This window comes from Streptomyces sp. NPDC127114 (genome assembly GCF_042677525.1).
Lineage (GTDB): Bacteria > Actinomycetota > Actinomycetes > Streptomycetales > Streptomycetaceae > Streptomyces.
In genome coordinates this window covers 19,473-40,195 of sequence record NZ_JBHXTJ010000003.1, presented here as the reverse complement: position 1 = coordinate 40,195, position 20,723 = coordinate 19,473, and the positions used below count along the sequence as shown (strand labels likewise).

General features: G+C 73.0%; 20 protein-coding genes. 15 read left to right on the top strand and 5 right to left on the bottom strand.

The annotated features are described in order from the left end of the window. The first annotated feature begins 61 nt into the window (after window positions 1-61). From ACFVGS_RS03995 to ACFVGS_RS03965, 7 genes are all read left to right on the top strand, one after another. On the top strand, window positions 62-466 hold the full coding sequence (locus ACFVGS_RS03995; RefSeq protein WP_384408530.1) for a winged helix-turn-helix transcriptional regulator: 405 nt from the start codon (window positions 62-64) through the stop codon (window positions 464-466). Beyond that, entirely contained in the window at window positions 463-1,686 is a 1,224-nt protein-coding gene (locus ACFVGS_RS03990) for a DUF2786 domain-containing protein (RefSeq protein WP_385690123.1), read from the top strand. Before ACFVGS_RS03995 ends, ACFVGS_RS03990 begins: the two co-directional genes overlap by 4 nt. A 217-nt stretch (window positions 1,687-1,903) precedes the next feature. Further along, window positions 1,904-3,949 (top strand): FUSC family protein, encoded by a 2,046-nt coding sequence (locus tag ACFVGS_RS03985; RefSeq protein ID WP_385690120.1) that lies wholly within the window; start codon window positions 1,904-1,906, stop codon window positions 3,947-3,949. Window positions 3,950-4,036: 87 nt separating this feature from the next. After that, the gene (locus ACFVGS_RS03980) at window positions 4,037-4,609 is read left to right on the top strand and encodes a hypothetical protein (protein ID WP_385690117.1); all 573 of its coding nucleotides are present in this window, start codon (window positions 4,037-4,039) and stop codon (window positions 4,607-4,609) included. 84 nt (window positions 4,610-4,693) lie between these two features. Then, window positions 4,694-5,308, top strand: a complete 615-nt coding sequence (locus ACFVGS_RS03975; RefSeq protein ID WP_385690114.1) for a SigE family RNA polymerase sigma factor — start codon at window positions 4,694-4,696, stop codon at window positions 5,306-5,308. Next, entirely contained in the window at window positions 5,305-6,132 is an 828-nt protein-coding gene (locus ACFVGS_RS03970) for a hypothetical protein (protein WP_385690112.1), read from the top strand. Before ACFVGS_RS03975 ends, ACFVGS_RS03970 begins: the two co-directional genes overlap by 4 nt. Before the next feature lie 206 nt (window positions 6,133-6,338). Beyond that, the gene (locus tag ACFVGS_RS03965) at window positions 6,339-6,551 is read left to right on the top strand and encodes a DUF397 domain-containing protein (RefSeq protein ID WP_384408877.1); all 213 of its coding nucleotides are present in this window, start codon (window positions 6,339-6,341) and stop codon (window positions 6,549-6,551) included. A 167-nt stretch (window positions 6,552-6,718) separates the two neighbouring features. Here ACFVGS_RS03965 and ACFVGS_RS03960 read toward each other — a convergent pair whose 3' ends face one another. Further along, window positions 6,719-7,234: an ATP-binding protein gene (locus ACFVGS_RS03960; RefSeq protein ID WP_385690109.1), complete on the bottom strand. Its 516-nt coding sequence runs from the start codon at window positions 7,232-7,234 to the stop codon at window positions 6,719-6,721. 326 nt (window positions 7,235-7,560) lie between these two features. Here ACFVGS_RS03960 and ACFVGS_RS03955 point away from each other — a divergent pair, with 326 nt between their 5' ends. From ACFVGS_RS03955 to ACFVGS_RS03925, 7 genes are all read left to right on the top strand, one after another. Then, on the top strand, window positions 7,561-8,433 hold the full coding sequence (locus ACFVGS_RS03955; protein WP_384408516.1) for a helix-turn-helix domain-containing protein: 873 nt from the start codon (window positions 7,561-7,563) through the stop codon (window positions 8,431-8,433). Between the two features lie 93 nt (window positions 8,434-8,526). Continuing rightward, window positions 8,527-10,023 (top strand): aldehyde dehydrogenase family protein, encoded by a 1,497-nt coding sequence (locus ACFVGS_RS03950; protein ID WP_385690106.1) that lies wholly within the window; start codon window positions 8,527-8,529, stop codon window positions 10,021-10,023. A 131-nt stretch (window positions 10,024-10,154) separates the two neighbouring features. Next, window positions 10,155-10,718: a DinB family protein gene (locus ACFVGS_RS03945; protein ID WP_384408512.1), complete on the top strand. Its 564-nt coding sequence runs from the start codon at window positions 10,155-10,157 to the stop codon at window positions 10,716-10,718. Between the two features lie 34 nt (window positions 10,719-10,752). Further along, window positions 10,753-11,397: a PadR family transcriptional regulator gene (locus tag ACFVGS_RS03940; RefSeq protein ID WP_385690103.1), complete on the top strand. Its 645-nt coding sequence runs from the start codon at window positions 10,753-10,755 to the stop codon at window positions 11,395-11,397. A gap of 97 nt (window positions 11,398-11,494) precedes the next feature. Continuing rightward, window positions 11,495-12,472: an ATP-binding cassette domain-containing protein gene (locus tag ACFVGS_RS03935; protein ID WP_385690100.1), complete on the top strand. Its 978-nt coding sequence runs from the start codon at window positions 11,495-11,497 to the stop codon at window positions 12,470-12,472. Beyond that, window positions 12,469-13,233, top strand: a complete 765-nt coding sequence (locus tag ACFVGS_RS03930; protein WP_385690097.1) for an ABC transporter permease — start codon at window positions 12,469-12,471, stop codon at window positions 13,231-13,233. The genes ACFVGS_RS03935 and ACFVGS_RS03930 overlap by 4 nt, the downstream gene beginning before the upstream one ends. A gap of 271 nt (window positions 13,234-13,504) precedes the next feature. Then, window positions 13,505-14,593, top strand: coding sequence for a WD40/YVTN/BNR-like repeat-containing protein (locus ACFVGS_RS03925; RefSeq protein ID WP_385690094.1), 1,089 nt, complete (start codon window positions 13,505-13,507; stop codon window positions 14,591-14,593). 129 nt (window positions 14,594-14,722) lie between these two features. On the opposite strand, the gene ACFVGS_RS03920 is transcribed toward ACFVGS_RS03925, so the two are convergent. The 3 genes from ACFVGS_RS03920 to ACFVGS_RS03910 form a co-directional block, all read right to left on the bottom strand. Continuing rightward, window positions 14,723-16,135 carry a glutamate decarboxylase gene (locus ACFVGS_RS03920; protein WP_384408504.1) on the bottom strand — a complete coding sequence of 471 codons (1,413 nt, stop codon included), beginning with the start codon at window positions 16,133-16,135 and terminating at the stop codon, window positions 14,723-14,725. A gap of 57 nt (window positions 16,136-16,192) precedes the next feature. Further along, window positions 16,193-17,470 carry an ion channel protein gene (locus ACFVGS_RS03915; RefSeq protein WP_384408502.1) on the bottom strand — a complete coding sequence of 426 codons (1,278 nt, stop codon included), beginning with the start codon at window positions 17,468-17,470 and terminating at the stop codon, window positions 16,193-16,195. Between the two features lie 116 nt (window positions 17,471-17,586). Next, entirely contained in the window at window positions 17,587-17,955 is a 369-nt protein-coding gene (locus tag ACFVGS_RS03910) for a YbjQ family protein (protein ID WP_384408500.1), read from the bottom strand. A 244-nt stretch (window positions 17,956-18,199) separates the two neighbouring features. Between ACFVGS_RS03910 and ACFVGS_RS03905 the strand changes: the two genes are divergently transcribed. Continuing rightward, window positions 18,200-18,922 (top strand): DedA family protein, encoded by a 723-nt coding sequence (locus ACFVGS_RS03905; RefSeq protein WP_385690090.1) that lies wholly within the window; start codon window positions 18,200-18,202, stop codon window positions 18,920-18,922. Window positions 18,923-18,971: 49 nt separating this feature from the next. Here the strand turns inward: ACFVGS_RS03905 and ACFVGS_RS03900 are convergent, their stop codons facing one another. Then, window positions 18,972-20,639 (bottom strand): threonine/serine exporter ThrE family protein, encoded by a 1,668-nt coding sequence (locus ACFVGS_RS03900; protein WP_384408873.1) that lies wholly within the window; start codon window positions 20,637-20,639, stop codon window positions 18,972-18,974. Between the last annotated feature and the right edge of the window lie 84 nt (window positions 20,640-20,723).

Genomic DNA, 20,723 nt, shown 5'->3' with positions numbered 1-20,723 from the left:
CAGGCGAGGTGCCTGGGACCATCGTGTCGGTACGGGCGCGATCGTGGAAGGAGGCACATTGATGTCGGAGGGGCACACCGGTGTAACCGCCACCGGCCCGGCGGAACCGCTCGTCAGCTGCGCCGAGGAGTGCGGCGTACGGGACGTCCAGGACCGGCTCGGCGACCGGTGGACGGTCCACGTGGTCGTCGAACTGGCGGCGGGACCGCGGCGGTTCAGGGAACTGCAGCGCCTCGTCGACGGCGTCTCCCAGCGCATGCTGACCTTCACGCTGCGCCGCCTGGAACGCGACGGGCTCGTCAGGCGGGAGGTGTTCCCGACCACGCCACCGCAGGTCGAGTACTCGCTCACCGAGACCGGGCACAGCATGACGCACCTGATCAAGCAGCTGATCGACTGGTCCCTCGACCACCGCGCCACCATCACCCGGGCCCGCGCGGAGTGGGACGCGAGGCACCCCGCATGAGCGCCACGGATCCGGCGGGCACGGTGACGGAGGCGCTGAAGGCGCTGTACGACACCTCCGCCCACGCCGAGGGCGAGGCCGGCAGCGGCAAGGGCGGCAAGGGTCGCAAAGGCGGTAAGGACGCCGGGCGTCGGCGCGGCGACGCCGACCACCGGCTCGACGCCGCCGCCTCCCGCCTCGCCGCCGACCCCGCCGCCGATGCCGAACTGACCCGCCGAGGCGAGGAGTTCGTCCGCACCCTGTGGACGCGCGGCTGGCAGCCGGCCGACCTCGTGCGCATGGCCCGACGCGAACTCGCCGACGACCACGTGCGGTTGCTGATCGGCCTGATCAGGTCCGAGACCGCGAGCTACGAACGCCTTCCGCACCGCTGGCAGGCCCAGCTCGACGCGCTGGACACCGACGAGTGGACGGCACCCGACCGTTTCTCGTACGCCACGGCCGTCCTGGAGCTGTACCGGCTGCTCGTACGACTGCCCCGCCTCGACGCCGTCGGCGCCGTGCCCGGTGAGGCGCTGCCGCCCGCGACCGCGGGCGAGCCGAAGCTGCTCACCAGGATCAGGGCGCTGCTCGCGAAGGCCGAGGCGACGACGTACGCGGAGGAGGCCGAGGCCCTGACCGCGAAGGCGCAGGAGCTGATGGCCCGGCACAGCCTCGACGAGGCGAGCCTGGCGGCGGGCGCGCCGGCGCCCGAGACGCCGGGCGCGATCCGGATCGGCGTGGACCCGCCGTACGAGCAGGCGAAGGCGATCCTGCTGGACGCGGTGGCGACCGCGAACCACTGCCGGGCGGTGTGGAACGAGGCGTACGGCTTCTCCACGGTCGTCGGCTTCGAGGCGGACCTCGACCCGGTCGAACTGCTCTACACCTCGCTGCTTGTGCAGGGCACGGCGGCGATGACCCGGGCGGAGGCCGAGCAGCGGGCGGCGGGCCGCAAGCGCACCAAGTCGTTCCGCCAGTCCTTCCTGCTCGCCTACGCGAACCGCCTCGGCGCCCGCCTCGCGGCGACCTCCCGTCGCGTCGCCGCCGAGACGCCGACCCTGCTCCCGGCCCTCGCCTCGCGCGAGGTTGCGGTCTCCGCCCGTACCGACGAGCTCTTCCCGGAGACCCGCACCACCCGCGTACGCGCCGCCTGGGACGAGGCGGGCTGGACCCACGGCACCTCGGCGGCGAACCGCGCGGGCCTGGGCCCCCACCCCAGGGGCGAGATCCGGGACTGAGAACAACACCCCGTCGCCCGACCGACCCCTCGCCCCGCCCCGCCCCCCCGTGTGGGGGTTCGTCCCGCTGGGGTGGGACGGGCGGGGCCACGGGACGGCGCCCACAGCGGCGCCTCCGCGCCCGCCCCGCGCCCCGCGCCCGCCCCTGCCGCCCCCGCCGTAGCCTCACGCCGCACCAAATGACCGTTTCGCCCCATCTCGCCGTTACGCTCGGCCCATGAGCTGGCTTCGCGCGCTGAAGGAGACCGCGCGCTCCGGGCTCTCCGTCGAGCGGAGGCGGTTGGAGCCCGCCGTGGCCGGGCGGGGAGCGCTCGGGCTCGCGCTGGTCGTGGGCGTGTCGCTCGCGCTGTTCGGGCCCGCGGTCGCGGCCTCGTCCGCGTTCGGCGCGTTCCAGGCGGCGATCGCCACCTTCCAGCGCTCGTACCGCCCCCGCCCCACCCTCGCCCTCGCCTCCGGCGCGAGCCTCGCCGTGTCCACCTTCCTCGGCTATCTCACCGGTGCCCACCTCGTCCTCTTCCTGCTCCTCCTCGCCCTGTGGACCTTCGTCTCCGGCCTCGCCTGGGCCGTCGGCCCCACCGTCGGCATCATCGCCTCCTCGAACGTGGCGATCATGCTCGTCACCGTCACGCTCCCCACCTCGGTCGCGACCGCCGCCGGCCACGCCGCGATGATCGCCGTCGGCGGCCTGGTGCAGGCGGCCCTCATCGTGCTGATGCCGGTGCGCCGCTGGGGCGCGCAGCGCGACGCGCTCGCCGACGCGCTCGCCGCGGAGGCGGACTACGCCCGCCGGCTGCGGCACGACCCGACCGCGTCCTTCGACCCGGTACCGCTGATGACCGCCCGCAGCGCCGCCGCCGTCACCCCGCGCCAGGCCCGCCGCCGCCCCGCCGAGCTCCACGGCGCCCGCGGCCTCGCCGAGCGGATCCGGCCGGTGCTCGCCTCCCTCGCGGACCCGGCGGTCGGCGCGCCCGCCGAAGGGCCGCAGCGGGACCGGGTACGGGAACTGCTCGGCGCGGCCGGCGAGGTCCTGGACGCCTGCGCGCACGCCATCCGCCACGGCGAACCGGTCGAGCTGCCCCCGGCCGCCGTCGCCGCCCTCCGCACGCCCGACACCGGAGCGATCCTGTCGGGCGCGCCCCGCCGGGCCGCGACCCGGCTCGCCGCGCTGCTCGGCGACGTCGTGGAGACGGCGGAACCGCGCACGGAGACGGCGGCCGAGGCGCGCAGCCGCCCCACGCTGCTGCGGCTCCTGCCGGTCGCGCTCGGCAGGATGCGCGCCGAGCTGCGGCACGACTCGCCGGTCCTGCGCCACGCCGTCCGCGTCACCGCCGTCGCGACCGCCGGCTACCTCCTCGGCACCGCCCTGCCCTTCGGCCACGGCTACTGGGCGCCGATGGCCTCGGTGATGGTGATGCGCCCGGACTTCTCGCAGACGTACGCCCGTTCCGTCGCCCGCTTCGGCGGCACCCTCGTGGGCGTGGCCCTGGCGACGGGCATCGTGCAGACGGCGCACCCGGGCACCTGGCTCTCCGCCGGCCTCGCCGTCCTCTGCGCCTTCGGGATGTACCTGCTGATGCGCACGGGTTACGCGGCGAGCCAGGTCTTCGTCGCCGCGTACGTCGTCTTCCTGCTCGGCATGGAGGGCGTGGGCGTCACCCAGACGGTGCGCGACCGGGTGCTCCTCACCCTGCTCGGCGGGCTGCTCGCGATGCTGTCGTACGCCGTCTACCCGGCCTGGGAGACCCCGCGGCTGCGCGGCCGGCTCGCCGACTGGCTCGCGGCGGACGGGCGCTACGCGGCGACCGTCGTCGCCCGTTACGCGCAGCCGGCGGGCCCGGTCTACCCGGACGTCCGCGAGGCCCTGCTCGCCAACCGGGCGGCGAGGATCGCCTGGCAGGAGGGCGTCGCCCGGGCCGTCCACGAGCCGGTGCGGCACCGGGGCCTGTCCCACGCGGCGGCCGGCGAGGCCGAGGACGCGCTCGCCCAGTGCGGGCGGGTCGCGATGCTCCTGGAGGCACACCTCCCGGAGCGCGGCGCCCCGCCCGTACCGGAGGCCACGGCGCTCGCGGAGGCGCTGCGCCGGGCGACGGAGCGAGGCGCGAAGGCCGTACGGGAACGAAGGACGCCGCGCTGGGACGAGCTGCGCGAGACCGTCGAGGCCTGGGAACGGGGCGAGGGCGCGCCGGACCACTTCCTGCTGCGCAAGGGCGCCGTGCTGCTCCTGGCGGCCCTCGACGAGCTGTCGGCGGTCCTCGCGCGCTGAGAATTTCCCTACCGCATGTCATCCGACCGGTCAGCGGCGGGAGTTGGAAGGAGTGAGGACCGCTCACCGGAAACCAGGAGCAACCGTATGAAGAAGTACCTGCCGGCCGCGGCCGCCGTGGTGGCCGTACTCGCGGCCGCGGCCGCGTTCGCGACCCCCGCCGCCGCCACCGCCGCCGGCGCCGCGTCCTCCGCGACCGGCGTACCCCACGTGACCTCCGCGTCCACCGCGCTCACGGCCGCCCCGTCCTCCGTCCGCGTCGTCGCCTCCGGCGAGCGCGTGGACGGAGGCGACGGCTGGACGGTGTGGCTCACCGAGGAGGGCAAGTACTGGTCGGGACCCGACGGTTACGAGAACTTCCGCAGCGTCGTCGACGGCAACGTCGACCTGTCCCGGCCCGGCGTCAGCCACCAGTCGGAGGGCTCCGCGGCCGGCGTGTTCCACTCCGGCCTCTACTACGGCACCAAGAAGGTCGGAAAGGTCGTCCTGACCGGCACCGACGGGACGAAGACCACGGCGGCCCTGCTCGAACTGCCCGGCCGGCCCGGCTGGGGCGTCTGGTACGCGCACACGGGCCCGGAGAACGACGGCGGCGCCGCCGTCGCGCTCTACGACCGCAACGGGAGGCTGCTGGCCGAGCTTCCGGGCTGGAACGCCTGACCCGTCGTCGTGCGTGTTCCTCTGCAGGGCCCGGCACGGGGCGGGCCCTGCACCTCTCCCTCCGTGAGTCCGAGGTCGGTCACCGTGTCGTCGTACGAGCCCGCCGAGCCGCAGGAATCCGTCAGCGAGGACGACGGGTTCGCCGCGTTCGCCGTCGGCGCCTGGCCGCGCCTGGTCCGCACGGCCCAGCTCCTCACGGGCGACTTCCACGAGGCCGAGGACCTGGTCCAGACGACGCTGGCCAAGCTGTACGGCCGCTGGCGCCGGGTCCCGCGCGAGGAGGTCGACCTGTACGTGCGCCGCGCGCTGATCAACAACAACCTCAGCCGGCTGCGCCGCAAGCGCGTGGTCCACCTGCTGACGCCGGTGCTCCCGGAGTCGTCACGCCACGCCTCCGCGGGCCACGCGGACGCGGTCGAGCAGCGCACGGCGCTCCTCGCGGCCCTCGCCGACCTGCCCGCCCGGCAGCGCGCCGTGATGGTGCTGCGGTACTGGGAGGACCTGAGCGAGACGGAGATCGCCGCGGTGCTGGACTGCTCGATCGGTACGGTCAAGACGCACGCCCGGCGCGGTCTCGCCGCGCTGCGCTCCCATCCCGGCCTCACCCTGCCCGACCCCGCGCCGGCGTCCGGCACCGCGCCGACGCCCGGACGCTCCCGCCCCACCGCCACCACGACCACCGCCGGAGCCCGACGATGACCCCCGCATCAGACTCCGAACCCGCCACCGAGCCGGACTCGGAGCCCGGCACCGAGCCGGACCCCCTTCAGGGCTCCGATCCCGACGTCGACGGTCGTCTGCGCGCGGTCTTCGCCGAGGCCGCGCACGACGTCACGCCGAACCCGGTGCCGCTGGCGGCCGTCCGCCGCCAGGGCCGGGCGCACCGGCGTCGCCGCGCGGTGACCCTCGCGGCCCTGGCAGTGCTCTCGGTGTCCGGCGCGGCCACGGTGGCGGAGCTGTCGCTGCCCGCCGACCGCGCGGTGACCCTGGCCCCGCCCGTACCGACCGCACCGCCCGCGTCGCTCGCGCCCTCGGCCCGTACGCCCGCCGCGGTGGCCCCCAGCCGGGCCGACGCTCCCGAGGTCACCGAGGTGCGTGTGGTGCGGTCGGGGGAGCGGGTGGACGCGGGCAGGGGCTGGACGGTGTGGCTGACCGCCGAGGGCAAGCACTGGACGGGGCCGGACGGCTACGAGAACTCCCGCAGCGTGACGGACGGGAACATCGACACCGCCCAGCCGGGCGTCTCGTACCAGAAGGAGGGGGACGCCAAGGGTGCCTTCCACTCGGGGCTCTACTACGGCACGCGCTCCGTGGGCCGGGTGGAGCTGCGCGAGGCGGACGGCCGCACGGTCCTCGCGAGGCTCCTGGAGCTGCCGGGGCGTCCGGGCTGGGGCGTCTGGTACGTGTACACGCCGGTCGCCACGGGCTCCGGGGAGCAGGATCCGGGGACCGCGGACCTGTATCTGTACGACCGCTCGGGCAGGCGGCTCGCCGGGCTTCCGGGCACCTATGGCAACCGATAGCGCTCACGTGCCGTCAGAGTCCAGGGCGGCTCCGCGACCTACCCGCGAGTAGACGCTGAGTCGCGTAGTCACTACACCACCCCTCGTGCACGTGCATCTGCTCATGCATGCGCATGTGAACAGGGCTATGATCCGAGGAAGTTGACACCTGCACCAATCATCTCGGGGAGCTACCAGTGCATCACGCGCACCACGCGTACAACGGCATGGCGGCCACGGAGCTTCGTGGTGTCGTGTGGCAGAAGAGCCGGCACAGCAACTCCCAGGGCGCCTGCGTGGAGTTCGCCAAGCTGCCCGGAGGGAACGTCGCCGTGCGCAACTCGCGCCACCCCGACGGCCCCGCGCTCGTCTACACGCCCGCCGAGATCGAGGCCATGCTCCTGGGGATCAAGGCCGGGGAGTTCGACCACCTGGTGTGACCGCGGCCAACCGCGCGGGTGAACCGCGCGTGTGTGAACCGCCCGTGTGAACTGACCGCGAACGCGAACGTGAACGCGAACGTGAACCGCGGAACGGGAAGGGCCCCGGTGGCTGTCGCCACCGGGGCCCTTCCCGTTCGTCACCGCGTGCCGTACGGCACCGCGCGCTACTCCGGCCCCAGCCGGAACAGCGCCCACACCACCTTGCCCTGGAGCGTGCCCGCGAGCGGATGCCAGCCCCAGCCGTCGCTGAACGACTCCACCAGGAACAGCCCCCGGCCCGACTCCGCGGCGAAGTCCTCCTCGTCCTTGCGCGCCTCCGGGCTCGCCTGGCTGGGGTCGCGCACGGCGCAGACCAGGCGCGAGGCCCAGCGCATGAGGTGCAGCCGGACGGGCGGATTCAGGCCTTCCTCGTGCTCGGTCGTCGCGGCCGGATCCGTCCCCGCCGGCACCGCGTGCCGCAGGGCGTTCGTCACGAGTTCGGAGACGACGAGGGCGACGTCGTCGAAGCGGTCCGCGAGATCCCAGTTGCTGAGCGTCTGACTGGTGAACTTCCGTGCGCCGCGCACCGCTTCGTAGCGGGGCGGAAGGGCGCAGGAGGCCGAGTTGGACACCGTCGCGGGGTCGATCGGCGGAAGCCCCTGCCGTAACGGCTCGAGCATGGTCGATCCATTCGGTCCCATGCGAGGCACTCCCGGGAATCGCGGCGGTGGTGCGACAAAGGCGGTGCGACAACGGCGCGTCAGTCCGCGTGAGTACGCGGCTGTGCGAGCACCATGGTTCCGAATGCAACGGAGGGATGCAAGGGCAGATGCACGTGCACGCGCCGGACCTGTCCGTCCACGACCCGATTCTGTGCATAAGTCGTCCACCGGCCGTCGCGAAGGTGCCCGGAACCCGCCCTCTATCCGTAATCGAATGTGTACGCGCTGAAGCGTTTAGTGGCAGAATCCGGGGCTCGACGGGGGCTCGACAGCGAGAGCAGCACCGTGAAGGGGAGGCTGGAGCCGTGACGGCAGGCGAATCGAGCGGGGCGAGCGGGAGCGTGGTGCGCCGCATCCTGCTGGGCTCCCAGTTGAGGCGACTGCGCGAATCGCGCGGCATCACCCGGGAAGCCGCCGGTTATTCGATCCGGGCGTCCGAATCCAAGATCAGCCGTATGGAGTTGGGAAGGGTGAGCTTCAAGGCCAGGGACGTCGAGGACCTTCTCACGCTCTACGGCGTCAGCGACGAGGCCGAGCGGGGTTCGCTGCTCCGCCTGGTCCGCGAGGCCAACATCGCGGGCTGGTGGCACAGTTACGGCGACGTGCTGCCGGGCTGGTTCCAGACGTACATCGGCCTCGAAGGCGCCGCCTCGCTCATCCGCATCTACGAAGTGCAGTTCGTACACGGTCTGTTGCAGACCGAGGCCTACGCCCACGCGGTCGTCACCCGCGGCATGCCCGGCGCCCCGCACGCCGAGATCGAGCGCCGGGTAGCGCTCCGCCTGGAGCGGCAGAAGGTCCTGGTCTCGGAGAACGCCCCGCATCTCCACGCCGTCCTCGACGAGGCCGCGCTGCGCCGCCCGTACGGCGACCGTGCCGTCATGCAGGGACAGTTGAGGCACCTCATCGAGGTCTCCGAGCATCCCAACATCACGCTCCAGGTGATGCCGTTCAGCTTCGGCGGCCACGCGGGCGAGAGCGGCGCCTTCTCCATGCTCAGCTTCCCCGACGACGACCTCTCCGACATCGTCTACCTGGAGCAGCTGACCGGCGCCCTCTACCTCGACAAGCGCGAGGAGGTCGGCCAGTACGTGCGCGTGATGGAAAAGCTCCGGAAGGACAGCCCCGATCCCTCGGAAAGCCGCGATCTTCTCCGAGGACTCCTTCAACTCTCCTGATACGTCAGTACGATGACGAGACATCAGTGTGACGGCTGTGACGCGGCAGCTGTCCGTGCCGACGTCCGCCACCGCGGGTAAGGGGTCTCGTCCATGGCTTCCTCGTCTTCGCCGTCCTCGTTGTCCTCCTCTTCGGACTACTTCACCGAACTGGCGCACCAGTACATCGACGGCGAGTGGAAGCCGGGCAGCGGCTCGTGGGACATCATCGACTTCAACCCGTACACCGGAGAGAAGCTGGCGGCCATCACGGTCGCCACCGCCGCCGAGGTGGACCGCGCCTACCGGGCCGCCGAGCGCGCCCAGACCGCGTGGGCCGAGACCAACCCGTACACCCGCCGGCTCGTCTTCGAGCGCGCGCTGCGGATCGTCGAGGAGCGCGAGGAGGAGATCGCCGAGGCGATCGTCGCCGAGCTCGGCGGCACCCGCCTCAAGGCGGCGTTCGAGCTCCACCTGGCCAAGGAGTTCCTGCGCGAGGCGATCCAGCTGGCGCTGCGCCCCGAGGGCAGCATCCTGCCCTCGCCGGTGGACGGCAAGGAGAACCGGGTCTACCGCCTCCCGGTCGGCGTCGTCGGCGTCATCTCGCCCTTCAACTTCCCCTTCCTCCTCTCGATCAAGTCGGTGGCCCCGGCGCTCGCCCTCGGCAACGCCGTCGTCCTCAAGCCGCACCAGAACACGCCGGTCTGCGGCGGCACCCTGGTCGCCAAGGTCCTGGAGGACGCCGGGCTCCCGGCCGGCCTGCTCAACGTCGTCGTCACCGACATCGCCGAGATCGGCGACACGCTCCTCACCCACCCGGTCCCCAAGGTCATCTCCTTCACCGGCTCCGACCGGACCGGCCGCCACGTCGCCACCGTCTGTGCCGAGCACTTCAAGCACGCCGTCCTCGAGCTCGGCGGCAACAGCGCCCTGATCGTCCTCGACGACGCCGACGTCGACTACGCGGTGGACGCCGCCGTCTTCAGCCGCTTCGTGCACCAGGGGCAGGTCTGCATGGCCGCCAACCGGATCCTGGTGGACCGGACCCTGGAGGCGGAGTTCACCGAGAAGTTCGTCGCGAAGGTGAAGACGCTCCGGGTCGGCGACCCGGCCGACCCGGCCACCCACATCGGCCCGCTCATCAACTCCCAGCAGGCGGAAGCCGTGTCGGCGGTCGTCGAGCAGACGGTCGCGGGCGGCGCGACCGCCCTGCTGCGCGGCTCGGTCGAGGGCAGCCTGGTCTCCCCGACCGTCCTGACCGGCATCGCCGCCGACGCGCCGGTCCTCTCCCAGGAGATCTTCGGCCCGGTGGCCCTGATCGTGCCCTTCGACGGCGAGGACGAGGCCGTACGGATCGCCAACGACACCCCGTACGGCCTGAGCGGCGCCGTCCACACCGCGGACGTCGAGCGGGGCGTGCGGATCGCCAAGCGCATCCACACCGGCATGATCCACATCAACGACGGCACCGTGCACGACGAGCCGATCGTGCCGTTCGGCGGCGAGAAGCAGTCGGGCATCGGCCGGCTCAACGGCGAGGCGATGATCGAGGCGTTCACGACGCAGAAGTGGATCTCGATCCAGCACGGGCGCAGCCGCTTCCCGTTCTGATTCCACGGAGGGCGACTCACCGGCGCATTGCGGACCGTAGCTGTCCGCAAGGGTCCGTAGCGTGGCCGGTGTCGAGAAGGAAGCCCGTCCGGCAGCCACGGACGCTACGGACGCTACGGAAGGCGGCAGTCATGGTTGCTCTTGTTCCCGCGGAGAAGCCCGGCGACGAGCGCGGAGCGTTCCTCAACTTCATCGAGGCCCAGCGCGCCGCGGTCGTCCGGGCGTCCTTCGGGCTCACCGAGGAGCAGGCGGCGAGCCGCCCGAGCGCCAGTGAGCTCAGCCTCTCCGGGCTGATCAAGCACGTCGCGGAGGTCGAGCTCAACTGGCTGCGGCTCGCCCAGCAGCGGCCGAACGAGCGGCAGCGGACCCAGGAGACCTGGGGCGAGGCCTTCCGGCTCCTGGACGACGAGACCGTCGCGGAGACGGTGGCCTTCTGGCAGGGCGTCGCCAAGGAGACGGAGGAGTTCGTCCGGAACGTGCCGAGCCTGGACGACACCTTCCCGCTGCCGCCGGCGCCCTGGTTCCCGAAGGGCGGCCGGGTCTCGGTCCGCTGGATGCTGCTGCACCTGGTCCAGGAGATGGGCCGGCACGCGGGCCACGCCGACATCATCCGCGAGTCGCTCGACGGCAAGGGCTCCTTCGAGCTGATCGGGCTGGAGCAGGCCGCGGCGGCGGGCCCGGGAACCGCCTCCTAGTCAAGGTTGACGAGTGCCTCACTAGACTCGGGGCATGTCAGCGATCCGTCTTCTCGTCCTGGGTGCGGTCAAGATGCACGGCCGCGCCCACGGCTATCAGGTGCGCAACGACCTGGAGTACTGGGGCGCGCACGAGTGGTCCAACGCCAAGCCCGGCTCGATCTACCACGCGCTCAAGCAGATGGCGAAGCAGGGACTGCTGGCCGCCGACGAGATCGCGCCGAGCACGGCGGGCGGTCCGCCGCGGGTCGAGTACGAGATCACGGACGCGGGCCGGGAGGAGTACTTCCGGCTGCTGCGCGAGGCGCTGTCCACGTACGACCAGCAGATGGACGTGCTGTCCTCGGCCATCGGCTTCATCGTGGACCTGCCGCGGGCCGAGGCGGTGGAGCTGCTGCGGGCCCGGGTGCGGGGCCTGGACGCGTGGCGGGCGTCGGTCACCGAGTACTACACGCCGGAGGGCGGGCCCGGGCAGCTCGGTCACATCGGCGAGATCATGCACCTCTGGGTGCACTCGGCCGACGCCGGCCGGGAGTGGACGCTGGGCCTGATCGAGCGGATCGAGGGCGGGGCGTACGTGTTCGCCGGCGAGGGCGAGCCCTTCGTGGGCGTGCTCGCCGACGGGCAGGAGAACCCGTACGCGACCGGCCCGCACCCGGCCGACGAGAAGATGCGCTAATCAAGTTTGACTAGGTGCTCGGGAGGGCATAGCCTCCTCCGTCGCGACGGTGGTCAAATTTGACTACTACGCTTTCGGGAGAATGCGGAGGAAACGGATGTCAGTGGACGACGCGATCCTCATGGAGGGCGCGCGGAAGCGGTACGGCGACAAGCCCGCCCTGGACGGCCTCGACCTGGCCGTCCCGCGCGGGACGGTGCACGGCCTGCTCGGCCCCAACGGCGCCGGCAAGACCACGACCGTACGCGTGCTCGCCACGCTGCTCCGCCACGACGGGGGCGTGGCGCGGGTGGCGGGCCACGACGTGCGGCGACAGGCCGCCGAGGTGCGGCGGCGGATCGGGCTGCTCGGCCAGCACACGGCGCTCGACGAGGAGCTGTCCGGCCGGCAGAACCTGGAGATGTTCGGGCGGCTCCACCACCTGGGCGCGCGGGGCGCGGGGCGGCGCGCGGACGAGCTCCTGGAGCGGTTCGGGCTCGCGGACACCGGCCGCAAGCCCGTACGGCAGTTCAGCGGCGGCATGCGGCGGCGGCTCGACCTCGCCGCCTCGCTCATCGGCAACGGAGACGGCACCGATCCCGAGGTGCTCTTCCTCGACGAGCCGACCACCGGCCTCGACCCGCGCGGGCGGGGCGAGGTGTGGGAGTCCGTCCGCTCCCTGGTCGGCGGCGGCACGGCGGTGCTGCTCACCACCCAGTATCTGGAGGAGGCCGACCGGCTGGCCGACCGGATCTCGGTCGTCGACCGGGGCCGGGTGGTCGCCGACGGCACGCCCGACGAACTGAAGAGCCGGGCCGGCCGGGACCGGATCGACGTGGTGGTACGGGACGGGGCACGGCTCGACGAGGCGCTGTGGGTGCTGCCGTTCGGGCCGGGCGAGGCGGAGGTGGACCGCGACCGGCGGCGGATCAGCGCGCCCGTCGAGGACCGGATGGCCGCGCTGGCGCTGACCGTACGGGCCCTGGAGGAGGCGGGCGTCGAGGCGGAGGACATCGCGCTGCGACGCCCGACCCTGGACGAGGTGTTCCTGCGGCTGACCGGAGCACCGCGGGAGCGGACGGAGGTGGCCGCATGAGCGCGGCGTACGCGGTGAGCGACTGCTGGACCATGACCCGGCGGGAGCTGGCGCACTGGGGGCGGCAGCCGGTGCAGGTGGTGGTCGGTCTGGTCTTCCCGGTCATGATGCTGCTGATGTTCGGCTACCTGGTCGGCGGCGGCCGGGCGGTCGAGGGCGACTACGTCGACTTCCTCGTGCCGGGGATGCTGACCCTGACCATGGTCTTCGGGCTCGAAGGCACGATGACGGCGGTCACCCAGGACCTGAACAAGGGGGTGATCGACCGTTTCCGCGCCATGCCGATGACCGACGGCGCGGTGCTCGTGGGGCGCGCGGCGGCCGACATGCTCCAGTCCGCGGTGGGGCTGCTGCTGATGGTCGGGGTCGGCCACGCGATGGGCTGGCGGACGCACGGCGGGCCCGGGGCCTTCGCGGGCGCGCTGGGGCTGCTGCTCCTGCTGCGGTTCGCGATGCTGTGGGCGGGGATCTTCCTGGGCCTGGTGGCGGGGCGCGCGGAGCTGGTGCAGGCGGTGCAGATCCTGGTCTGGCCGGTCGGCTTCCTCTCCAACGCGTTCGCCACGCCCGAGGCGATGCCGGGCTGGCTGGGCGCGGCCGTGGAGTGGAACCCGATGTCGGCGACCGCCACGGCCGTGCGGGACCTGTTCGGCGGCCCGGGCGGCGAACCGGGCTGGGTGGGCGCGGCGGTGGTGTGGCCGGTGGCGCTGGTGGCGGTCTTCTTCCCGCTGGCCGTACGGAAGTTCGGGCGGCTCGGGAAATAGCGCGCGGATCATGGGAACCCGGAGGCGGCGAGCGGTGTAACAGAAGCAGAGGTAACAGAGGCAGACGTAACAGAAGCAGACGGAGAACAGGGGGAGTGCGATGCGAGGTTCCTGGACGGCTTCTCGGACGCGTGCCTGGCCGGCTTTCCGGCCGGCTGCCTGGTCGGCTGTGCTCCTGCTGGTGCTCGCGGCCTGCACGGGGTCGCCGGCGCCGAAGCCGTCGACGCCGGGGACACCGGCGCCGAGGACGTCGCCGCCGAAGTCGCCTGCGGTGGACGGGCGGTACGGGGCTCCGGCGCGGATACCGTCCGCGCCGGGGCTGCCCGGCCGGGCGCACGACGTGGGCTTCGCCGCGGACGGCAGCGGGTTCGTGCTGCTGACGCAGTGCGTGACGGACGAGGCCCGGCCGGCGAACGGCTTCTGCCGCCAGCAGGTCGCCGTGCTGGACCGCGGCGCGCGCTCCTGGGCGCTGCGGTCGACCCCGCTGCCCGAGATACCGGCGACGGGGGGCGTCTCGGCAGGGCTGACGGTGCTCGGTTCCGGGCGGGCGCTGATCGAGGACGGCGGCGGGGACGAGCCCGAGCGGACCTGGTTCACCCGCGACGGCGGCCGCAACTGGCGCGCGGTCGACCGCCGGACGGCCGGCACGGCTCCGCTGATACCCGACGGCGGGGTCCTCGCCGCCGCGTGCGCGTCGCCCGCGGGGGCCGGCCCGGACGAGTGCGCACGTGAGCGGCTGGTGGTGCTCTCGCCGGAGGACGGGCGGCGCCGGGCGCTGGCCCGGGTGCCGGAGCTCGGGGCGCACCCGCGGCCGGCGCCCGTGGCGGAGCCGGACGGTTCGTGGTGGGTGTCCGGCGTCGATCCGGAGTCGGGGCGGGCCGCGGTCGCCGTCTCCCGTGACGCGGGCCGGAGCTGGGCCGTCAGCCCGCTGCCGAGCCCTGGCGGCAGCACTTCCGGCCGGCACGTCACGGTCGCGGTGGGGCCGGACGCGGTCTACGCGGCCGAGCTGGGCGAACTGGACGGCGGCGAGCCGGTGAAGAACCCGATGCGGGCCCTGCACCGCTCGCTCGACGGCGGCCGCACCTGGACCCGGATGTGGACCACCGGCCCGGTGCGGGAGCCGCGCACGCTCATGGGCATGCCGGTGCCGGGCCCGGGCGGCCGGGTGACGGTGCCGGCCGAGCTCTCGACGTACGAGAGCACGGACGGCGGGCGCAGCTTCCGTGAGACCGGTGACGGCACGTCCTGGGTGCGGCGTACCGGGATCGGGCTGCTGCGGGAGGCGGACCGCTGTCAGTTCCGGTCGAGCCGGGACGGGGTGCGCTGGTCGGAGTTCCTGCTGGCCTGCGAGGACGACTGACGGACCGGCGGCGACTGACGGACGGGGCGGCCGGTGGCGCAGGAGGTGGCCGGCCGCGCCCGGCCGCGCCCGGCCGCGGCCGACCGCGCTCGGTGGCGCTCTTCGGCGCTCGCGGCGCTCGGGTGTCGCTCAGTGGTGGAAGGAGGTCGCGGCCTCCTTGTCGCGGGTGAACGGGTGCGGCTGGCGCCGCAGTTCGGGCAGCAGGCGGCCCAGGTCCTCCACGAGGAGGCCGGCCAGGTCGGCCGAGAAGCCGTTGCGGCACACGACGCGCAGGACCGACAGGTCCTCGCGGTGGGCCGGGAAGGTGTAGGCGGGGACGAGCCAGCCGTGTTCCCGCAGCCGGCGCGAGACGTCGAAGACGTCGAAGGAGGTGACGTCGGAGGCGGTGGTGAAGGCGAAGACGGGCAGTTGGTCGCCGCGGGTGAGGAGGCGGAAGTCGCCGAGGGCCTCGATCTTCCCGGCCAGGCTCCGGGCCACGTCGCGGCTGGTCTGCTGGACGGTCCGGTAGCCCTCACGGCCGAGTCTGAGGAACGTGTAGTACTGGGCGACGACCTGGGCGCCGGGACGGGAGAAGTTGAGGGCGAAGGTCGGCATGTCGCCGCCCAGGTAGTTGACCCTGAAGACGAGTTCCTCGGGCAGTTCGGCGGGTGAGCGCCACAGCGCCCAGCCGACGCCCGGGTAGACGAGACCGTACTTGTGGCCGGAGGTGTTGATCGAGGAGACGCGGGGGAGCCGGAAGTCCCAGACGACGTCCTCGTCGAGGAAGGGGGCGACCATGGCGCCGGAGGCGCCGTCGACGTGGACGGGGATGTCGAGGCCGGTGCGGGCCTGGAGCTCGTCGAGGGCGGCGCAGATGTCGGCGACGGGTTCGTAGGAGCCGTCGAAGGTGGAGCCCAGGACGGCGACGACGCCGATGGTGTTCTCGTCGCAGAGGGCGGCGGCGGAGGCCGCGTCGAGGTGGAAGCGGTCGCCCTCCATCGGCACGAGACGGGGTTCGACCTCCCAGAAGTTGCAGAACTTCTCCCAGCAGACCTGGACGTTGATGCCCATGACCAGGTTGGGCCGGGCGCCGGGGTAGCGGTCGGCGTTGCGGTTCGCCCAGCGGCGCTTGAGGGCCATGCCGGCCAGCATGCAGGCCTCGCTGGAGCCGGTGGTGGAGCAGCCGACGGCGCTCGAGGGGTCGGGGGCGTGCCAGAGGTCGGCGAGCATGGCGACGCAGCGGCGCTCGAGTTCGGCGGTGCGCGGGTACTCGTCCTTGTCGATCATGTTCTTGTCGCGGCACTCGCCCATGAGCACGCCGGCCTGGGGCTCCATCCAGGTGGTGACGAAGGTGGCGAGGTTGAGGCGGGAGTTGCCGTCGAGCATCAGCTCGTCGTGGACGAGCTGGTAGGCGCTCATGGGCGGCAGCGGCCCGTCGGGCAGGCGGTGGCGCGGCGGGGCCTCGGTCATGCCGCCGACCGGATTCGCCTCGCCGAAGAAGGGGTTGAAGGCGAGGCGGCGGTGTGCGGTGCCGTGGTCGTCGGGTCCCTTGTGCAGCGGCACGGGGTCTCCTTCGTCTGGGGGCCGGCCGGTTCCCCGGGGCGGGCGGGGGTGCCGGGGTCAGCGCAGGGGTTTGCCTTGTTCGTCGAGTTGCAGGAAGGGGCGGCCGGTGACGACCAGCCAGGCGGGCAGGGAGGCGAGGCACAGCAGGGCGAGCATCGCCGGCGAGGCGGCGATCACGGCGGCGACGAAGAGGCTCACCCAGCCCTGCCGGGTGGTGGCGAGCAGCACGCCGAGGACGCCGGAGGAGACCGCGACGGCCGGGTGGATCTCCGGTACGAGCGCCTGGGCGCACAGGCCGAACGCGGCGCCGATGAAGACGGCGGGGAAGACCCGGCCGCCGCGGAAGCCGCAGGCGCCGGCGACGAGCAGGGCGGCCGTCTTCACCACGGCGAGCTTGGCCAGTTCGCCCGAGCCGAGGGTGCCGACGGACTGGACGATCTCCTCGGTCTCGTGGAGCCCCTTGAACAGCGTCAGATGCCCGCCGACGGCGGCGAGGAGGCCGAGGACGAGACCGCCGGCCGGCAGGGCCAGCATCGGATGGCCCAGACGGGTGAAGGCCCGGTGGAGGTGCGGGAAGACGGAGCAGGCGAGGAGGCCGAAGGCGGCGGCCAGGCTGGCCAGGACGAGGGCCGCGAGCAGGTCCTCGAATCCGGGGGTGTCCAGCGGTGGCAGCCCCATGTCGAAGCTGGGGCTCGAGGCCAGCTGGGCGGTCATCGACCCGGCGCCGGCGGCGAGGAGCGGAGCGAAGAGCTGGTCCCACAGCGAGCCCCGGCCGGGCCTGGACGCCAGCGCCTCGGAGATGACGAGGGCGGCGGCGATCGGGCTGCCGAACAGGGCACCGAGGGTGCCGGCGATGCCGAGGGACACCCAGAAGGCGCCCGGCACGGCCGGCCGCAGCCGGTGGCCCGCCCAGTACGTGAGGGCGATGACGGAGCCGATCGTCGGGCTCTCCGGTCCGAGGCTGACGCCGCCGGCGAGGGCCAGGGCGCTGGCGAGGAGCAGGCCGGGCACCACGACGGGCGGCAGCGGCGGGCCGCCCAGCCCCTCCATGGCCGGGTCGTGCCCGGCGTGCCCGGGCGCCTTCCAGACGATCAGGCCGACCGCGATACCGGTCGCGGTGAGCATGACGATCATCCAGAGGACGGAGTAGTGACCGATGCCGAGCGCGTCCGGAAGGTCGTTCCACAGCAGTTCCTGGAGCTGGTCGGCCAGCTCGCTGACGCCGAGGAACAGCAGACCCGAGCCGACCCCGACCACGAGGGCGGGCAGGATCTGGGGCAGCAGGACCCTCAGGGGCGCCTCGGGCGGGTGTTTCGCGGGTGTCTCGGTGGCCACCGCCCCACCATAGGTGAGCAAATGCCGCATAACCTCCCGACATTCGGGGCGGCAGCTCACGCCGCGTCAGCCCGAGGACAGGGCGGCGTCTAGCCCTCGGGGCGTCCGAGGCCGGGTCAGCCGAGCGGCTCGATCACCACGGCGGTGCCGTAGGCGCACACCTCCGTGCCCACGTCGGCGGCCTCCGTGACGTCGAAGCGGAACATCAGGACCGCGTTCGCGCCGCGCGCGGCGGCCTGCTCCACCAGACGCTCCATCGCCTGGTTACGGGTCTGCACGAGCGTCTTCGTCAGACCCTTCAGCTCCCCGCCGATCATCGACTTCAGGCCCGCGCCGATCTGACTGCCCAGGTGCCGCGAGCGGACGGTCAGCCCGAAGACCTCGCCGATCACCTGCCGGACCCGGTATCCGGGCACGTCGTTCGTCGTGACGACCAGCACAGCCGCCTGCGCCGGCTGCCCGCCGCCGTACTCGTCGATGCTCATCCGCATCCACCTCCTGGTCCCTCAGCCTGGCGGCGGCCCGGCCCGCCCGCATCCGGTGCGAGGCCGGGCGGGCGCCGCGGGCGGGCGACGCGGGCGGGCGCCGGGGTGGCGACGGGCGGCCCCGGGTGGACGCGGGTGGAACCCGGGGGGTTCACTTCGCGTTGATAGCTTGGGGCGGCAGTCCTGTACGACAATCCCCCTTCACGCCCTTCTCACCCCCACCGACCGCAGGAGCCCGGAACCCGTGAACACGCTTGCCCTCGGACCGAGCTGGCTGGACCCGGACTATCTGATCCAGACCTTCGGTCTGATCGGTGTCCTCGTCATCGTCTTCGCCGAGTCCGGACTCCTCATCGGCTTCTTCCTGCCGGGCGACTCGCTGCTCTTCACGACCGGCCTGCTCGTCACCACCGGAAAGCTCGACACCCCCTTGTGGGTGGTGTGCACCCTGGTGGTCGCCGCGGCGATCATCGGCGACCAGGTGGGCTACCTCTTCGGCCGCAAGGTCGGCCCGGCGCTCTTCAAGCGCCCCGACTCCCGGCTCTTCAAGCAGGAGAACGTCGAGAAGGCCCACGAGTTCTTCGAGAAGCACGGCCCGAAGTCGCTCATCCTGGCCCGCTTCGTGCCGATCGTGCGGACCTTCACGCCGATCATCGCCGGCGTCAGCCGGATGAACTACCGCTCCTTCATCACGTTCAACATCATCGGCGGCGTGCTGTGGGGCGCCGGCGTGACGCTGCTCGGCGCCTCCCTCGGCAAGATCGACTTCGTGCACAAGCACATCGAGATGATCCTCGTCGGCATCGTGCTGATCTCGGTGGTCCCGATCGTGATCGAGTACCTGCGGGCCCGCTCCCAGTCGAAGAAGAACGCCGGCAACCACGGCGACCACGGCGACCAGGGCGGTCACGACGGCCCCGGCACCCCGAACCCGCCGGCCGAGCGCGGCCGCCACGCCAAGCGCTGAACCGGCACCCGAGGGGCTTGTGACCTGACCGCGCCACGGCGCGCGGGGGTCAGAAGCCCCTCGTCCGCTTCGCGGCACGGCGGGCCGCCGCAGCGCCCGGAGCCTGCATGAACAGGCGCGCCAGCTCGCCTCCCAGGTTCACGCCGATCGCGATCGCCAGGGCCAGGGCGGCCGCCTTCGCCAGCGAGCCGAAGCCCTGGTCCAGGTTGTTCTGCGCGATCGCCAGGACCCCGAAGTACGTCGCGGAACCCGGCAGCAGCGGGCCGATCGCCGCCGTCACGTACGGCAGCGACGACGTGTGGTGGTAGCGGGCGGCCAACTGGCCGAAGAGGCCCACCAGACCCGCCGCCACCGCCGTCGCCATCACCGCGGAGCCGTCCGCGGTGACCGCGATCGACGCGTAGACCACCCAGGCCACCCCGCCGTTCAGCGTCGCGAACAGCACCGTCCCCCGCGACTGCTGCAGCAGGATCGCGAAGGTCGCGCACAGCACCATCGACGCCGCGATCTGCACCCACGGCCGCTCGACCGGGCTCAGCACGCCCTCCGGGTTCAGCTGGGCGCCGAACTGCACCGCCAGGTACAGCACCGACAGCACGCCCACCACGATCGCCACGAAGAAGTACCCGACCTCCAGCAGCCGGGCCGACGCCGTGATGTAGAAGCCGGTCAGACCGTCCTGCACGGCCGCCACCAGCGCCCGCCCCGGGATCAGCGCGAACAGGCCACCCGTGATCACCGCCGAGGGCCGCAGATCCGCGTGCAGCAGCGTCAGCGCCACACCCAGCGCCGCCGGCGGCATCGCCGCCACCAGGAACTGGTAGAACTCCGGCAGCCCGCGCCCCGCGAACAGCCACGCGAGCCGGTCGCCCAGCATCGCGCCCAGCGCCGCCACGAAGAACACCGTCGGCCCGCCACCGAGCAGCACCGAGGCCGCGCCCGCCAGGACGCCCGCCGCCGCCGTCAGCACCCAGCCCGGATACGGGTGCCGGTTGCGCCGGATCTCCGCCAGCCGCCGGTACGCCTCCTCCGGCGACACGTCGTGGTCGGGGTCGTTGATGTCGGCGAGCAGCAGATAGACCGCCGCGAGCCGGGTGTAGTCGGTGCCCCGGCGCCGAACCGTACGGTTCGCCGTCACCGGATCGTCCACCAGCGACGGCTGGTACGTGATCGACAGCAGCGTGAACGTCACCGTCGGCTCGCAGCGGTCGAGCCCGTACGAGCGGCAGATCGCGAACATCGCCGCCTCGACGTCCTCCGCGCCCTCACCGCCCGCGAGCAGCAGCTCGCCGATGCGCAGCGTCAGGTCGAGCACGCGCGGCACCGGCGGCCCGGCCTCGTCGGCCTTCCGCGGCGCCTCCGGCACCGGCCGCTCGCCGACCGGCAGCCGCAGCATCGTCCGCATCCGGTCCTGCCACGGCGCGTCCTGCGGCAGCTTCGCCAGCGGTATGCCGTACGCCGGGGTGAAAGCCGGCGCGGAGTGCTGGGCCGAGTCCGCCGAGAACGCCGCCGGCGGAGCGAAGGCGGAACCTTCCTGCTCGGCCGGCGGCTCCGGCGCGAGACCCTCCGGCAGGGCGAACTCCGAGGTCGGATGCTCCTCCTCCGGCGGCTCCGGCGGCTCCACCCCGGCCGGCGGGACGAACGCGCTGCGCGCCTCGTCGGAAGGCGGCTTCCGGTCCTCCGGTACGTCCTCCGGCCCGTCCGGCTTCGCCACCACTCTCGTCGCCCTCATTCCGGCCTGGTACCCGCACCACCGGGCCCCATACGGGCCGGCTGAAGCCCAGTATGAACGCGCGAAGGG